The sequence below is a fragment of the Streptomyces sp. NPDC014889 genome, from assembly GCF_043081205.1.
Classification (GTDB): domain Bacteria; phylum Actinomycetota; class Actinomycetes; order Streptomycetales; family Streptomycetaceae; genus Streptomyces.
This window is the reverse complement of the sequence record NZ_JBIBWH010000015.1, coordinates 114,546-129,806: the sequence shown is the minus strand read 5'-3', so window position 1 is coordinate 129,806 and position 15,261 is coordinate 114,546. Positions and strand designations below refer to the sequence as shown.

Annotated in this window: 12 protein-coding genes; 6 read left to right on the top strand and 6 right to left on the bottom strand. The window is 72.4% G+C overall.

Annotated features, from left to right (window positions below):
- Positions 1–8: 8 nt before the first annotated feature.
- Entirely contained in the window at positions 9–437 is a 429-nt protein-coding gene (locus ACF09J_RS28150; RefSeq protein ID WP_392308257.1) for a hypothetical protein, read from the top strand.
- A gap of 106 nt (positions 438–543) precedes the next feature.
- A complete protein-coding gene (locus tag ACF09J_RS28145) occupies positions 544–738 on the top strand; it encodes an antitoxin (protein WP_392308256.1) in 195 nt (64 codons plus the stop codon).
- A 117-nt stretch (positions 739–855) separates the two neighbouring features.
- On the opposite strand, the gene ACF09J_RS28140 is transcribed toward ACF09J_RS28145, so the two are convergent.
- The 3 genes from ACF09J_RS28140 to ACF09J_RS28130 all read right to left on the bottom strand — a co-directional run bounded on the left by ACF09J_RS28140 (position 856) and on the right by ACF09J_RS28130 (position 4,050).
- Positions 856–1,224, bottom strand: a complete 369-nt coding sequence (locus ACF09J_RS28140) for a cytochrome C oxidase subunit I (protein WP_392308255.1) — start codon at positions 1,222–1,224, stop codon at positions 856–858.
- The gene (gene ctaD / locus ACF09J_RS28135; RefSeq protein WP_392308254.1) at positions 1,221–2,900 is read right to left on the bottom strand and encodes a cytochrome c oxidase subunit I; all 1,680 of its coding nucleotides are present in this window, start codon (positions 2,898–2,900) and stop codon (positions 1,221–1,223) included. Before ctaD ends, ACF09J_RS28140 begins: the two co-directional genes overlap by 4 nt.
- A gap of 214 nt (positions 2,901–3,114) precedes the next feature.
- A complete protein-coding gene (locus ACF09J_RS28130) occupies positions 3,115–4,050 on the bottom strand; it encodes a LysR family transcriptional regulator (protein ID WP_392308253.1) in 936 nt (311 codons plus the stop codon).
- 94 nt (positions 4,051–4,144) lie between these two features.
- Between ACF09J_RS28130 and mdlC the strand changes: the two genes are divergently transcribed.
- The 3 genes from mdlC (at position 4,145) to ACF09J_RS28115 (ending at position 8,532) form a co-directional block, all read left to right on the top strand.
- Positions 4,145–5,725, top strand: a complete 1,581-nt coding sequence (gene mdlC / locus ACF09J_RS28125; protein ID WP_392308252.1) for a benzoylformate decarboxylase — start codon at positions 4,145–4,147, stop codon at positions 5,723–5,725.
- A gap of 29 nt (positions 5,726–5,754) precedes the next feature.
- Positions 5,755–7,209, top strand: a complete 1,455-nt coding sequence (locus ACF09J_RS28120; protein ID WP_392308251.1) for a benzaldehyde dehydrogenase — start codon at positions 5,755–5,757, stop codon at positions 7,207–7,209.
- Between the two features lie 72 nt (positions 7,210–7,281).
- Positions 7,282–8,532 (top strand): MFS transporter, encoded by a 1,251-nt coding sequence (locus ACF09J_RS28115; protein WP_392308250.1) that lies wholly within the window; start codon positions 7,282–7,284, stop codon positions 8,530–8,532.
- A 114-nt stretch (positions 8,533–8,646) separates the two neighbouring features.
- On the opposite strand, the gene ACF09J_RS28110 is transcribed toward ACF09J_RS28115, so the two are convergent.
- Both ACF09J_RS28110 and ACF09J_RS28105 read right to left on the bottom strand, forming a co-directional pair.
- Complete coding sequence (locus tag ACF09J_RS28110; RefSeq protein WP_392308249.1) at positions 8,647–11,433, bottom strand: SpoIIE family protein phosphatase; 2,787 nt, start codon at positions 11,431–11,433, stop codon at positions 8,647–8,649.
- Positions 11,434–11,835: 402 nt separating this feature from the next.
- Positions 11,836–12,405 carry a TetR/AcrR family transcriptional regulator gene (locus tag ACF09J_RS28105; RefSeq protein ID WP_392308248.1) on the bottom strand — a complete coding sequence of 190 codons (570 nt, stop codon included), beginning with the start codon at positions 12,403–12,405 and terminating at the stop codon, positions 11,836–11,838.
- Positions 12,406–12,636: 231 nt separating this feature from the next.
- Here ACF09J_RS28105 and ACF09J_RS28100 point away from each other — a divergent pair, with 231 nt between their 5' ends.
- Entirely contained in the window at positions 12,637–13,788 is a 1,152-nt protein-coding gene (locus ACF09J_RS28100) for a S1 family peptidase (protein ID WP_392308247.1), read from the top strand.
- 95 nt (positions 13,789–13,883) lie between these two features.
- On the opposite strand, the gene ACF09J_RS28095 is transcribed toward ACF09J_RS28100, so the two are convergent.
- On the bottom strand, positions 13,884–15,170 hold the full coding sequence (locus ACF09J_RS28095; protein ID WP_392308246.1) for an FAD-dependent oxidoreductase: 1,287 nt from the start codon (positions 15,168–15,170) through the stop codon (positions 13,884–13,886).
- Between the last annotated feature and the right edge of the window lie 91 nt (positions 15,171–15,261).

Below are 15,261 nucleotides of genomic sequence, written 5' to 3'. Positions count from 1 at the left end.
GAAGAGCAGTGCCGCAAGGGCGCCCGAAACGTTCGAGCAAGTCGCGTCTCGCGGTGATCGCGCTGATCGTCGGTCTGGGCACCTGGCTGGGCGTGGTGTGCTACTCGATCGCGACGGAACCCCCGCCCGGCGCGCCGAGCGTGACCGCGCTGGCCGAGAAGGCCCGGAAGGCGGCCGCCGACCGGGACGCGGACGGCCTCCAGACCCTGTTCGACGAGGACACCGTCTCCGACGACTACGCCGCCGACTACCTGGACCGGCTGGGCGAGGACGCCCCTGCGTTGCAGGTCCGGGTCGAGCACCGCGACGGCAGCGACTTCCTGCTGCTGCGTTCGGCGCGGGACGACTCCCTGTGCACGGCGTGGCACATCACGGAGCGGGACGGCCGCCGGCTGCTCGACGGCGTGCCGCCGGCCGAGAACCTGTGCGCGCGCTGACGAAAGACGGGTATGCGCGCAGGTGAACCCCGCTGTTCCGGCTGCGGATGCATCCCCTACCGCCGTCGGCCATGCTGGGAGGAACCACGGCGTTAAGGAGTATGCGATGAGCATGCTGGACAAGCTCAAGGGACTGCTGAAAGGTCACGAGGAGCAGGCCGGCAAGGGCATCGACAAAGCCGGTGACTACGTCGACGAGCGGACCCAGGGAAAGTACCGGAGCCAGGTCGACACCGGCCAGGACAAGCTCAAGGACCAGCTCGGCCGGCCGGACCCGGGTCAGGACCAGCCGCCGCAGTGAAGCTCCCGTGACCGGGACCGCCGGCCCGGTGGGCCGGCACAACGGGCTCGGACCGCCCCCGCGAGGAGGGCGGCCCGAGTGGTGTCCGGCGCGGGTGGGGCGGGCCGGATCCGCGTCTCAGACACCCCCTAGGGCCAGCGCCAGGACGGCCGCCCCGGCGAGCACCGCGAGGGCGATGAGGACGAACGCGAAGCACCTCGCCCGCAACTGGCGGTAGCGCTGTTCGTACTCGCCGCGCAGCGCCCGGCACCGCTCGGCGATCCGCTGGAGGTCCTCCCGGGCCCGCACCAGGCAGTCGGAGACGTAGTGCTCCTCGATCTCCTCGCGCTGCGCCGTGGTCAGCCACTGCATGGGCTCGGTGAAGGCACGGGCCCGCTGCTCGGCCTCGGCGACGCGGGTCTGCCACAGCAGATAGCCCTCGACCTGCTCGACCAGTCCGGTGGGCCCGGCCGGCTGTCCGTCCGGGCGTTTGGCCGCGTCGGTCATCCTGGCAGGCCCAGGTTCTCCCGCTTGTCCGTGACCGAGACCTCCGGGTGGTGCAGGTCGAAGGCCGGGGACTCGCTGCGGACGACGGGCAGGGTGACGAAGTTGTGCCGGGGCGGCGGGCAGGAGGTGGCCCACTCCAGGGAGCGGCCGTAGCCCCACGGGTCGTCGGTGTCGACCTTCTCGCCGTACTTGGCCGTCTTCCAGACGTTGTAGAAGAACGGCAGCATCGAAAAGCCCAGCAGGAACGAGCCGATGGTGGAGATCTCGTTGAGGGTGGTGAAGCCGTCGCTCGCCAGGTAGTCGGCGTACCGGCGGGGCATGCCCTCCGCGCCCAGCCAGTGCTGCACCAGGAACGTGGTGTGGAAGCCGACGAACAGCGTCCAGAACGTCATCTTGCCCAGGCGCTCGTCGAGCATCTTGCCGGTCCACTTCGGCCACCAGAAGTGGAAGCCGGCGAACATCGCGAACACCACCGTGCCGAAGACGACGTAGTGGAAGTGGGCCACCACGAAGTACGAGTCGGAGACGTGGAAGTCCAGCGGCGGCGAGGCCAGCAGGACACCCGTCAGACCGCCGAAGAGGAACGTCACCAGGAAGCCGGTCGCCCACAGCATCGGCGTCTCGAAACTCAGGGACCCCTTCCACATGGTGCCGATCCAGTTGAAGAACTTCACCCCGGTCGGCACCGCGATCAGGAAGCTCATGAAGGAGAAGAACGGCAGCAGCACACCGCCGGTGACGAACATGTGGTGCGCCCACACGGTCACCGAGAGGCCGGCGATCGAGATGGTCGCGCCGATCAGGCCCATGTAACCGAACATCGGCTTGCGGGCGAAGACCGGGATGATCTCACTGACGATGCCGAAGAACGGCAGCGCGATGATGTACACCTCTGGATGCCCGAAGAACCAGAACAGGTGCTGCCACAGCAGCGAACCGCCGTTGGCCGCCTCGAAGACGTGGGCGCCCCACTTGCGGTCCACCTCCAGGCTGAGCAGCGCGGCCGCGAGGACCGGGAAGGCCAGCAGGACCAGCACGGCGGTCAGCAGCACGTTCCAGGTGAAGATCGGCATGCGGAACATGGTCATGCCCGGCGCGCGCATGCAGATGATCGTGGTGATGAAGTTGACCGCGCCGAGAATGGTGCCGAAGCCGGACATGCCCAGGCCGAGGATCCACAGGTCCGCGCCCAGGCCCGGGGTGTGGATGACGTCGTTCAGCGGGGCGTAGGCGAACCAGCCGAAGTCGGCGGCGCCCTGCGGGGTGAGGAAGCCGGCCACCGCGATCAGCGAGCCGAACAGGTAGAGCCAGTAGGCGAACATGTTCAGCCGCGGGAAGGCCACGTCCGGGGCGCCGATCTGCAGCGGCATGATCCAGTTCGTGAAGCCCGCGAACAGCGGCGTCGCGAACATCAGCAGCATGATCGTGCCGTGCATCGTGAACATCTGGTTGAACTGCTCGGTCGACAGCAGTTGCAGACCCGGGCGGGCCAGTTCGGCACGCATCACCAGCGCCATGATGCCGCCGAGCAGGAAGAACGCGAAGGAGGTGATCAGATACAGCGAGCCGATCGTCTTGTGATCGGTCGTCGTCACCCAGTTCACCACCACGGCACCGGGCCGCAGGTGACGACGGGGAGCGGCGGTTTCGCGCGTGGTGTGCTGGACGTCTGTCATGCGGCCCGTGACACGCTTTCTCTCAGGAGATGGGTACACGAAGGTCCACGCGGTTCTCCCGCAGGGCCCGGGCTCCATCCTTCCGTCTCGGGCCGCCGAGCCGGAGGCAGCCGTCGCCTGGACGGAGTAACGCCCGGCGGATTGCACCCGGTTGGCCTACGCGCCTCACGCTCATGGCGGGCACGGCGCTGTCGCCGCGGCGCGCGGCGGGGGCCTACCCGGTGGCGGACGGGGGCAGTTGGGCGGGGCTCACCCGCTCCCCCAGGACCTCGGACATGAACCGCACCAGCCACCGCTGGGACGGGCTGCGCGAGGACTCGTGCCGGGCGTACAGCGCCACCTCGATCGGCTCGGTGTCGAAGGGGAGCCGCACCAGGCGCAGTTGGTGGGAGGACGCGAAGACCTCGCCGACGTACTCGGGGACGATGGCGATCAGGTCGGTCTGCTCCAGCAGGTAGGGCAGCATCGAGAAGCGGGTGGCGTCCACCACCACCCGGTCGAGCAGCCCGTGCGAGGCGAGCACGGCACGCGGGACGACGTGCCCGCTGGGGCCGAAGACGGTGGCGTGGGACTCGGCCGCGAGCTCGGCCAGGGTGACCGACTCGTCCCGTACGCGGGGATGGCCGGCGGCGACCATGCCGACATAGCGCTCGTGGAAGAGCGGGATCCGCACGGTCCGGTGCGAGGTCAGCACGGGGGTGGCCACGAAGGCGTCGATGTCGCCGCGGCGGAGCTGGTGCTCCGCGTCGTCCACGTCCAGCGGCCGCACCGTGAAGGACACCCCGGGAGCCCGCTCGCGGGCCGCGGCCATCAGGCGCGGCAGCAGGGTCACCTCGCCCAGGTCGGACAGGGCCACCGTGAAGCGGCCGGACATGGCCCGCGGATCGAAGACGTCGGCCTGGCGGACCGTGCCGTCGATGTCGGCGAGGGCGCGCTGCAACGGCTCGTACAGCCGACGGGCGCCCGCGGTCGGCGTCAGTCCGCGTCCCGTGCGCCGGAACAGCTCGTCGCCGAAGTGACGGCGCAGCTTGCCCAGGCTGTAGCTGACGGTGGGCTGGGTGACGTGGAGCGTGTCGGCGGTGACCGTGACGCTGCCGGTCTCGTACAGCAGCACGAAGACGCGGGCGAGGTTGAGGTCGAAGGTCCTCATATCGAAGGACTCTATATCGCGAGGGTAAAAGATTTATTGGTGCTCATGTGAGCGCTTGCCTAGCGTGGCGTGCGTCACTCCGAAGGGAACGCCCGTGCCTTCCGTACGCCGCCTCTGCCACGAGTTCCTGGAGCGCCGGGGGCTCACCACCGTGTTCGGCAACCCCGGCTCCAACGAGCTGCCCTTCCTCGCCGGACTCCCCGACAGCTTCCGCTACGTCCTCGGCCTGCACGAGGGCGCCGTCGTCGGCATGGCCGACGGGTACGCACAGGCGACCGGCCGGCCCGTCCTGGTCAATCTGCACGCGGCCTCGGGCTCCGGGAACGCGATGGGCGCGCTGACGAACTCCGTGGCCTCCCGCACCCCGCTCGTGATCGTCGCAGGCCAGCAGGTGCGCTCCGCCGTCGGTCCGGAGGCCAACCTGTCCAATGTGGACGCCCCGGCGCTGATGCGGCCGCTGGTCGGCTGGGCGGCCGAGCCGGCGTGCGCCCAGGACGTGCCGCGCGCCCTCGCCCAGGCCGTCTTCGAGGCGGAGCTCCAGCGGTGCCCGACGTACCTGTCCGTCCCCTACGACGACTGGGCGGCCGACGCGGGCGACAACGCCCCGGCGGTCCTCGACCGGCGGGTCGCCCGTGCTTCCGTGCCCGACGGGGAGCAGGGCCGCCGGCTGGCCGAGCAGGTCGCCTCCGCCCGGCGGCCCGCGCTGGTGCTGGGCGGGGACATCGACTCGGCGGGACTGTTCGACGACGCCGTCCGGCTGGCCGAGCGCCTGGGCGGCCCGGTGTGGGCGGCGCCCTCGCAGTTCCGGCTGCCCTTCCCCAACCGGCACCCGCTGTTCCGCGGGGTGCTGCCCGCCGGGATCGCGCCGGTCTGCGAGGCGTTCGAGGGCCACGATCTCGTGCTGGTGCTCGGCGCGCCGGTGTTCCGCTACCACGAGCACCTGCCCGGCCGGTACCTGCCCGAGGGCACCCGGCTGCTCCAGGTGACCGAGGACGCCTCCGCCGCCGCGCGGGCGCCGATGGGCGAGGCGCTGGTCGCCGGCCCCGGAGCCGTCATCGGTCTGCTCCTGAAGCTGCTCGACGGCCCCGAGGCGCCCGCCGGCGCCTTCCGGCCCGCGCCCGAGCCGCCGGCCGGCGACGGCTCCCGGCTGCACCCGGAGCAGGTCTTCGCCGCGCTGCGCGACGAACTGCCCGAGGACACCGCGTACGTGGTCGAGTCGACGTCGACGAACGCCTCCTGGTGGCGCCAGATGGACCTGCGCCGGCCCGGCTCCTACTACTTCCCGGCGGCCGGCGGACTCGGGTTCGGGCTGCCCGGCGCGGTCGGGGTCGCCATGGGGCAGCCGGGCCGTCCGGTGGCCGGCGTCATCGGGGACGGCTCGGCCAACTACGGCATCACCGCCCTGTGGACGGCCGCACAGCACCGCGTGCCGCTGACCGTCGTGCTGCTGCGCAACGGCACGTACGGGGCCCTGCGCTGGTTCGGCGGCCTGCTGGGCGTGCCGGACGCCCCCGGTCTGGACATCCCCGGTCTGGACTTCACCCGCATCGCCGAGGGATACGGCGTCCAGGCCCGGCACGTCGGCGGCGCCGAGGAACTGCGGGCCGCCCTCGCCGAGCTCCCGGACCAGCCGCGCCTGATCCAGGTGGACACCGCGCTCACCACCCCGTCCTGATCCGCCCCGAGAAGAAGAGAGGGAACGCGATGGCACTCCTGGACAGCGACGTCTGGGGCAAGAAGTTCTTCAGCGACGGCTGGAGGGACGCCGCCGGCGAGCAGCCGGTCGTCGAGCCCGCCACCGGCGAACAGCTCGCGACGGCGGGCCTGGCCACCGCCAAGGACGTACGGCGTGCGTCCGCCCGCGCGGCCGAGGCGCAGCGCGACTGGGCGGCGACCTCCCCGCAGCGGCGGGCCGCCGTCCTGCGCCGGGCGGGCGAGCTGCTGGCCGAGCACTCCGCCGCGATCGCGGACTGGCTGGTGCGCGAGGCCGGGTCCGTACGGGCCAAGGCGGCCTTCGAGGCGCGGCTCGCCGTGGGCGAGTGCTTCGAGTGCGCGGGCCTGCCGACGCACCCGCAGGGCGAGGTGCTCACCTCCGAGGACGCCCGCTGGTCCCTCTCCCGGCGCCGTCCCGCCGGCGTCGTCAGTGTCATCGCGCCCTTCAACTTCCCGCTCATCCTGGGTCTGCGCTCGGTGGCGCCCGCGCTCGCCCTGGGCAACGCGGTGCTGCTCAAGCCGGACCCGCGCACCGCGGTGAGCGGCGGTGTCGTCATCGCGCGCGTCTTCGAGGAGGCGGGGCTCCCGGACGGCGTGCTGCACCTGCTGCCGGGTGACGGCTCGGTCGGCCGGGCGGTGGTCGAGGCGCCCGAGGTCCGGGTGGTCTCCTTCACCGGCTCGACCCCGGTCGGGCGGGCGATCGGCGAGCAGGCCGGACGCCTGCTCAAGCGGGCCCACCTGGAGCTGGGCGGGAACAACGCGCTGGTCGTACTGCCGGGGGCGGACGTGCGGAAGGCGGCCTCCGCCGGCGCGTTCGGCTCGTATCTGCACCAGGGCCAGATCTGCATGACGACCGGCCGTCACATCGTCCACGAGTCGCTGCTGGAGGAGTACACCGCGGAGCTGGCGGCGAAGGCCGCGGCCCTGCCGGTCGGCGACCCGGCCCGCGAGGACGTCGCGCTCGGCCCGCTCATCGACCGGCGCCAACTGGAGCGGGTGCACGGCATCGTCACCGACAGCGTCGCCGCGGGCGCCACTCTCGCGGCCGGCGGCGAGATCGCCGGCGCGGGCTACCGGGCCACGGTGCTGAGCGGGCTGACGACCGACATGCCTGCCTGGCGCGAGGAGATCTTCGGGCCCGTCGCGCCCGTCATCGGCTTCTCGACGCTGGAGGAGGCCGCGCGGATCGTCAACGACTGCGAGTACGGGCTGTCCGTGGGAATCCTCGGCGACGTGGGGACGGCGATGAAGCTCGCCGACCGGATCGAGTCCGGCAAGGTCCACATCAACGAGCAGACCGTCAGCGACGAGCCCAACGCCCCCTTCGGCGGGGTCAAGGCCTCCGGCACCGGATCCCGGTTCGGCGGCGCCGCCGCCAACGTCGAGGCCTTCACCGAGACCCAGTGGGTCACCGTCCGGCCCGAGATCGCCGACTACCCGTTCTGACCCCGTCACGGTTCCGTTCCGACCTCGCTCGTCCCCGCCCGTCCGCTCCCGTCCCCAGGGGGAACGTCCGCAATGACATCCGCCGTCTCGTCCCAGACGACCGTGCAGTCCGGCACCGCCGGACGCGGCACCTGGACCGTGGTCCTGTGCTGGATCACCGTCATGCTCGAGGGCTACGACCTCGTCGTCCTCGGCGCCATCATCCCGACCCTGCTCAAGACCCGCCATCTCGGCATGACCGCGGGCGACGCCACCATGATCGCGACGCTGTCGCTCGTCGGCGTCGCCATCGGAGCCGTCTGCGTCGGCCCGCTGGCCGACCGGCTGGGCCGCCGCCTGCTGCTCATCGCGTCGGTGGTGGTGTTCTCGGTCTTCACCATCGTGGTGCCGCTGGCCGGCTCCGTGGCGATGTTCGCCGTCCTCCGGCTGATCGCCGGTCTGGGCCTCGGCGCCTGCATGCCGGTGTCGCTCACGATGATGGCCGAGCACATGCCGGCCAGCAGGCGTGCCCGGGCCAGCACCCTGACCATGACCGGCTACCACACCGGCGCCGTGATCACCTCCCTGCTGGCCCTCCAGGTGACCGACAACTGGCAGATCCTGTTCTACGTCCTCGGCGTGGCCGGCCTCGTCGTCGCCGGCATCCAGTGGTTCCGGCTGCCGGAGTCGGAGGCGTTCACGCAGGCCAAGCAGGCGACGGGAGCGCAGCGGGTCCCGCTCACCGAACTGCTCAAGCCCGCCTACCTGCGCGCGGGCATCGGCATCTGGGTCGCCTCGTTCATGGGGCTGCTGCTGGTCTACGGCCTGAACACCTGGCTGCCCAAGCTGATGAACGACGCCGGCTACCCGGTCCCCACGGCCGTCACCCAGCTCCTGATACTCAACGTCGGCGGTGTCGTCGGCCTGGTCGTCGGCGGCTTCGTGGCCGACCGGCGGGGCATCAAAGGGACCATACTCGGCTGGTTCGCGGTGTCCGTGGTCATGCTCGGCTGTCTGAGCATCAAGATGAGCAGCGACATCCTGCTCGACGTCGTCGTCTTCCTCACCGGCGTGTTCGTCTTCTCCGCCATGGTGCTCGTGTACGCCTACGTGACCCACTTCTACCCGGCCGCGGTCCGCGGGACCGCCCTGGGCTCGGCCTCCGGAATCGGCCGGATCGGCTCGATCGTCGGCCCGACGATCACCGGGGCCCTGGTCACGGCCGGCATCGGCCACCCGTGGGGCTTCTACTTCTTCGCCGCGGTCGCGGTCCTCGGATTCCTGGCCGTGCTGACCCTGCCGCGGCACGCCCCGCAGCCGGAGGCCGCCGGGGCCCTCGCCTGACGCGTCCGTTCGTTTTCGCGACGGCGCGGGACCGCCCTCCAGCGGGCGGTCCCGCGCCGTCACTGCTCGAAGGCCGGCCGATCACCCGTGTGCCCGGGGGCCGGGGGCCGCCCGTCAGGCGCGGTCGCCCGTCACCTGTCCGGGGAGCACCGGTGTCCGTGGCGCGGCGGGCCAGCCGTCGGTGGCGTGCGGGACCGCTCCGGCCATGGCCGTGCCCGGCTTCTCGACGCCCTCGGGCAGGGCGAGCTCCGCCCAGATCACCTTGCCGTGCGGGGAGTAGCGGGTGCCCCAGTGCTCGGTCATCTGCGACACCAGGAACAGGCCGCGGCCGCCCTCCTCGGTCGTCGCGGCGTAGCGCAGGTGCGGCGAGGTGCTGGTGCCGTCGGACACCTCGCAGATCAGCGTGCGGTCGCGGATCAGCCGGACGTGGATCGGCTCGCCGCCGTAGCGGATGGCGTTGGTGACGAGTTCGCTGAGCACCAGTTCCATGCTGAAGCCGAGCTCGGACAGGCCCCACTCGTCGAGTGTGCGGGCGGCCGCGACGCGGACCCGGGCGACGGCGGCGGGGTCCGGCGGCACGTCCCACTCGGCGACCCGGTCGCACGGCAGCGCCCGGGTGCGGGCGATGAGCAGGGCGACGTCGTCCTTGGGACGCGCGGGCAGCAGCGCCTCGAGCACGGCCTGGCAGCTCTGCTCCGGCGAGCGGTCGGGATGGCCCGCGAGGGCCTGGCGCAGCATCTCCATGCCGACGTCCAGGTCCCGCCTGCGGTCCTCGACGAGCCCGTCGGTGTACAGGGCGAGCTGGGTGCCTTCGGGCAGCTCCAGCTCGGCCGTACGGAACGGCATGCCGCCCAGGCCGAGGGGCGGGCCGTGCGGCAGGTCCGGGAAGGTGACGCCGCCGTCCGGGCTGATCAGCGCGGGTGCGAGATGACCGGCGCGCGCCATGGCGCAGCGGCGGGTCACGGGATCGTAGATCGCGTACAGACAGGTGGCTCCGACGACGGCCGCGGCGGCACCGGTGGAGGCCTCGTCCTGGTCGATGCGGCCGACGAGGTCGTCCAGGTGGCTCAGCAGCTCGTCGGGGGGCAGGTCGAGCGTGGAGAAGTTGTGCACCGCGGTCCGCAGCCGTCCCATGGTCGCGGCGGCGTGCAGGCCGTGCCCGACCACGTCCCCGACGACCAGGGCGACCCGCCCTCCGGGCAGCGGGATCACGTCGAACCAGTCACCGCTCACACCCGACTGGGCGGGCAGATAGCGGTAGCCGACCTCCAGCGCGCTCAACTCGGGCAGCGCCCGCGGCAGCAGGCTGCGCTGCAGGGTGACCGCGAGGGCGTGCTCGCGGGCGTAGCGGCGGGCGTTGTCGATGCTCACCGCGGCCCGGGCCACCAGTTCCTCGGCCAGGGACAGCTCCTCCTCGTCGAACGGGCCGCGCTCCTTGCGGCGCCAGAAGTTGGCCATGCCCAGGACGACACCGCGGGCCTGGATGGGGGCCGAGATCAGCGACTGGATGCCGTAGTCGACGATCGCCTCGGCGCGTGCCGGGTCCTGCGCGTGCCAGCCGTGCTCCGACGACAGGTCCGTCACCAGTTCCAGGTGGCCGCTGCCGTAGCTGCGTGCCTGGGGTGTGGACGGCAGGAAGTCGATCAGCCGGCCCTTCTCGTAGAGCGGCGAGTCGTCCTGGACACCGCGTACGGCGATGCGGCGCAGGTCCGTCGCGGTGGCGGCGGGCTCCTCGCCCTGGAGTACGCCCTCGGCGAGGTCCACGGAGACGTAGTCGGCGAAGCGGGGGACGGCGACCTGGGCGAGCTCGTCGGCGGTGCGGGCCACGTCGAGGGTGGTGCCGATGCCCAGTCCGGCGTCGTAGAGCAGTTCGAGCCGTTCCCTGGCGACCTGGGCGCGGCCGGAGATGGCCTGGAGTTCGGTGGAGTCGCGCAGGGTCACCACCGTGCGTCGCCCGCCTCCGTCATGGTGGGTGGGCCGCTGGTTGACCGCCAGCAGGCGGGACCCGGCGAGGTGCACCTCGTCGGTGGCCATGCGGCCGGAGGCGAGCAGTTCGACGGTCTCGGGTTCCAGCGTCGGGAACTGCGTCACCTGCCTGCCCTCGGCGTCCGACGGCAGGTCCAGGAGTCGCTTGGCCTCGTCGTTCGCCAGCAGCAGCCGCCCGTCGTCACCGACGATGAGCACCCCTTCGCGTACGGAGTGCAGGACCGCGTCGTGGTGGTCGTACATGCGGGTCATCTCGTCCGGGGCGAGGCTGTGGGTCTGCCGCCGCAGCCGCCTGCCGACCAGGGCCGTCACGCCGGTGGCCAGGCACAGCGCCGCCGCCCCTGCGCCCAGGATGATCGGGATCTGCCGGTACACCTGGCTGGTCACGTGCTTGACCTGGAGACCGGCGGAGACCAGCGCCACGACGCGGGCGCCGTCCCTGACGGGAACGGTGGCCTGCACCTCTTCGCCGAGCGGCCCGTGGACGCTCTCGGTGTAGACCTTGCCGGCCAGCGACGGCTCGATGGTGCCGACGAAGCGCCGGCCGATGCGGTCCGGCAGGGGGTGGGTGTAGCGGATGCCCTTCGTGTCCATGACGACGATGAAGTCGACCCCCGCGGCCCTGCGTCCCGCCTCCGTGAGGGGTTGGAGCACCTGCGACGGGCCGGGCACGCGCAGTGCGCTCACGACGCCCGGGGAGTGCGCGAAGGTCTGCGCCACGGCCACGGAACGGCGCTTGGCCTCGGCGTTGATGTCGCGCTGCGACTGGAGGACGAGGGAGAAGACGGCGAAGGCCACAAGCAGCGCCACCAGCGCCACCTGCAGAACGAACACCTGTCCGGCGACGCTTCGCGGGCTCTTTCCCAGCGGCGAGCGCAGCGATATACGTCGAAGACGGGTAAAACGGTCTGCCATCCGGCATTTGTAACATCCACCCTCCCGCATCGTCACGACTTTCGTGATTGATCGTTCGGCAGGGCCCGGCCCGGACCGCACGAGGAACCCTCGGATCGCGAAGATTCCGGCGGGTGAAAGCGCTGTCCCCGGCAGCGAGGAGAATTTCGGCCGAGGCAGCGACGACTCACGGCACCCGACTGCGACCCGTCCGCGAACGACGACGGAACGTAGCCGCGCGCACCGATGGGACGGCACCGGCCGCACGGCCGTCCGACGCGGGACGACCGCGCAGAGACGGCCCGAGGCCCGCAGGAGGCTCTGCTCGCGCTCGCCCCGCTCCCGTCACCCGTCACCCGTCACCCGTCACCCGTCACCCGTCAGCGGGCGCGCGCACGCACGCTGCGTGTGCACGTGCGGGCGCTACGCAGGGGGCCAGGTGCGGAGCATCGCGTCGAGGCGGTCGAGGATCCAGGTCCAGGTCTCCTGGGGGTCCGGGGCGCTGTGGGCGAAGCCGCCGGCCAGTTCCAGGCTGACGTAGCCGTGGAAGACGCTGCCGAGCAGCCGGACGGCGTGGGTCTCGTCCGGCTCGGTCAGGTCGTAGCCGCGCAGGATCGCGCGGGTCATCTGCGCGTGCCTGCCCCCGGCGCTCGCGGCGGCGGCCTCCGGGTCCAGCCGCAGGCGCGCCGCCGCGTAACGGCCGGGGTGCTCCCGGGCGTAGTCGCGGTAGACGTTCGCGAAGGCGGCGAGCGCGTCCCTGCCGGCCCGCCCGGCCAGCGCGTCGGCGGCCCGGTCCGCGAGTTCCTCCAGGGCGAGCAGGGCGATCCCCGTCTTGAGGTCCTGGGAGTTCTTCAGGTGCGAGTACAGGCTCGCGGCCTTGACGTCGAACCGCCGGGCGAGCGCCGAGACGGTCACGTGCTCGAAGCCGACCTCGTCCGCCAGCTCGGCTCCCGCTCTGATCAGGCGTTCCGTGGTCAACCCCGCACGCGCCATGCCGCTCCTCCCACTCGAGCCCACCAAGAACCTGAAGCCATTGAATATATGCCTAAGCCCATTAGGCAAACGGGACGGCGCCGAGGCGGGCGCGAAAACCAGCATTGGCATGGACCTGCTCAACCAGTCCCGCTAAGCTGCTCCCGGACCCGGTTGAGAGCGCTCTCAGGTCGCGGTTGTTCCACCCCGTGTTCCACCCCCACCTCGTTGGAACGACGAAGGGCACCCCCTGTGAGACGCACCAGACTCCACCGCGTGGCCGTGGCCGCGCTCGTCCTGCTCGGCAGCTGGGCCGTGGCGGGCACCACTCCGGCCGGAGCGGCGACCCCCGCCGCCGCACCCTCCACCTCCCCCGGCCTGCTCCAGGCGATGCAGCGCGACCTGGGGCTCTCCCCGCAGCAGGCCGAGGCGCGGCTGGCGGCGGAACGCACCGCCACGGCCGTGGAACCGAAGGCCCGCGCGGCCGCCGGCTCCGCCTTCGGCGGCTCATGGTTCGACGACGCGACCGGCCGCCTCACCGTGGCCGTCACCTCCGACGCCTCCGACTCGACCCTGCGCGCCGTCCGTACCGCCGGCGCCGAGGTCCGCACCGTCCAGCACAGCGCACGGCAGCTGGACACGGCCAAGGCCCGCCTCGACAGCACGACCGCACCGCAGGGTGTGAGCGGCTGGCGGGTGGACCCCAAGGCCAACACGGTGGTCGTGGACGTAGTCGGCGCCGCGCGCTCCGACAACGATGTCCAACGCTTCCTCTCCAAGGCCCGCGCGGCCGGCCCCGTCACCGTCCGCACGGTCTCCGCGGCGCCGCAGACCTTCGCGGCGGGCACGGTCGGCGGCGACCCGTACTACACCGGCAACGTCCGCTGCTCCATCGGCTTCTCGGTGTACGGCGGCTTCGTCACCGCCGGACACTGCGGCCAGCCCGGCGCCGGCGTGAGCGGCTGGGACGGCTCGTACATCGGCACCTTCCAGGGGTCCTCGTTCCCCGACAACGACTACGCGTGGGTCAGCGTCGGCAGCGGCTGGTGGACGGTTCCGGTCGTCCTCGGCTGGGGCACCGTCCCGGACCAGCTGGTACGCGGCTCCGCCGTGGCTCCCGTCGGCGCCTCGGTCTGCCGCTCGGGCTCGACGACGCACTGGCACTGCGGCACCGTGCTGGCGCACAACGAGACCGTCAACTACAGCCAGGGCGCCGTGCACGAGCTGACCAAGACCAGCGTGTGCGCCGAGCCGGGCGACTCCGGCGGCTCCTTCATCAGCGGTGACCAGGCCCAGGGCGTCACCTCGGGAGGCTGGGGCAACTGCTCCAGCGGCGGCGAGACCTGGTTCCAGCCGGTCAACGAGATCCTCAACCGCTACGGACTGACCCTGCACACCGCCTGACCCGCACAGACGAGGAGGTTCCGGCAAGGCTCGGCCGGAGCCCCCTCCGCGACGGGCCGTCCCTCGACCGCGCGGTCGGGGGACGGCTCGCGTGGTCAACCGGCGTCGGCCGCCCGGCGGGCCCGGTCCCGGGCGACCCGGGCCGCCGCGTACCCGGTCCCCGCGACGAACCGCATCATCGGCCCGAACACCGGGGCGGCGAGCGACCCGGTGAAGTACAGACCCGGCACCGACGACTCGAACCCCGGGCTCAGCCGCGGCGCCCTCGAACCCGGCACCTGCCTGAGCGGCCGGCGCACCGCCGGCGACAGGAACGGAACGGCGTCCAGGTCCAGACGGTAACCGGTGGCGGCCAGCACATGGTCGACGTCGAGCGCCTCCGCCGCGCCGCCCGGCCCGGCGATGTGCAGCCGTACGACGGAGCCGTCGGTCTCGGCCCGTACGACCCGGCGCGAGGTGCGCACCGGCACCTCGCCCTCGACCCGGTCCCGCAGCCACCATCCGCCCGAGGGCCGCAACGCGCGCCGGAACAGCAGCAGTCGGGCCGCGGCCGGCAGATGCCGCACCCCGCCGGGGGCCCGGCAGACCGCGGCCAGGATCCAGCCCGTGCCCAGCGGTGAGGCGGGCCTGCCGATCCGCCGCGCCCAGGACCGGCCCGGCCGCGGCACCGTCCCCCACAACACGGTGTCCTCCCGGACGAGCACCTGCGCATGGGCACCGGACTCGTGGAGCAGTGCGGCGCTCTCCAGGGCGGACTGGCCCCCGCCGACCACGGCGACCCGGCGGCCGGCGTACCGGGACAGGTCGGTGTGCTGGCTGGTGTGCGACACCGGCGCGCCGGGCCCCGGCCCTTCGGGCGCGAGTCCGCGCAACTCGCCGGGGACGTGGGCCAGTCCGTTGAGGCCGGTGGCCACGACCACGGCGGCGGCCGCGAGTTCCTGTCCGTCGTCCAGCCGTACGGCGAACCCCGTGCCGGACGTGGCCGGGTCGACGGCCGCGACCCGGGCCGGCTCCACCTCGCCGACGTACTGCTTCTGGAACCACTGTCCGTACCGTACGAACACCTCGCACGGGATGGGCGTCAGTTCGGTCAGCTCCGGCTCACCGTGCACCTGGAGGAAGTCCGCCAGCCGGCCGCCCGGCTCCGGAGCGGACAGGTCGACGGCGTCCGGCGTCGACTTCAGGAACATCCCGGTCGCCATGGCGTGCCGCCAACTGCCCATGACCTCCCCGAAGACCCGCACCGGGATCCCCGCCCCGCGCAGGTGCGCGGCGACGGACAGCCCGTACGGCCCGGCGCCGACCACCACGACCGGCAGCGCCCGGCGCCCCGGTCGCGCTCCCCCTCGGGCAGCCCGCTGCCCCGGAAGCGACTGCGTCATGCATCCCCCCGCTGGTCCCCTCGCCGCCTTCCCCAAGGCGGGCGTGACACTCCGGGATGTGCGCGCCGGCAGGCCGCCGCCGCACGTCTCC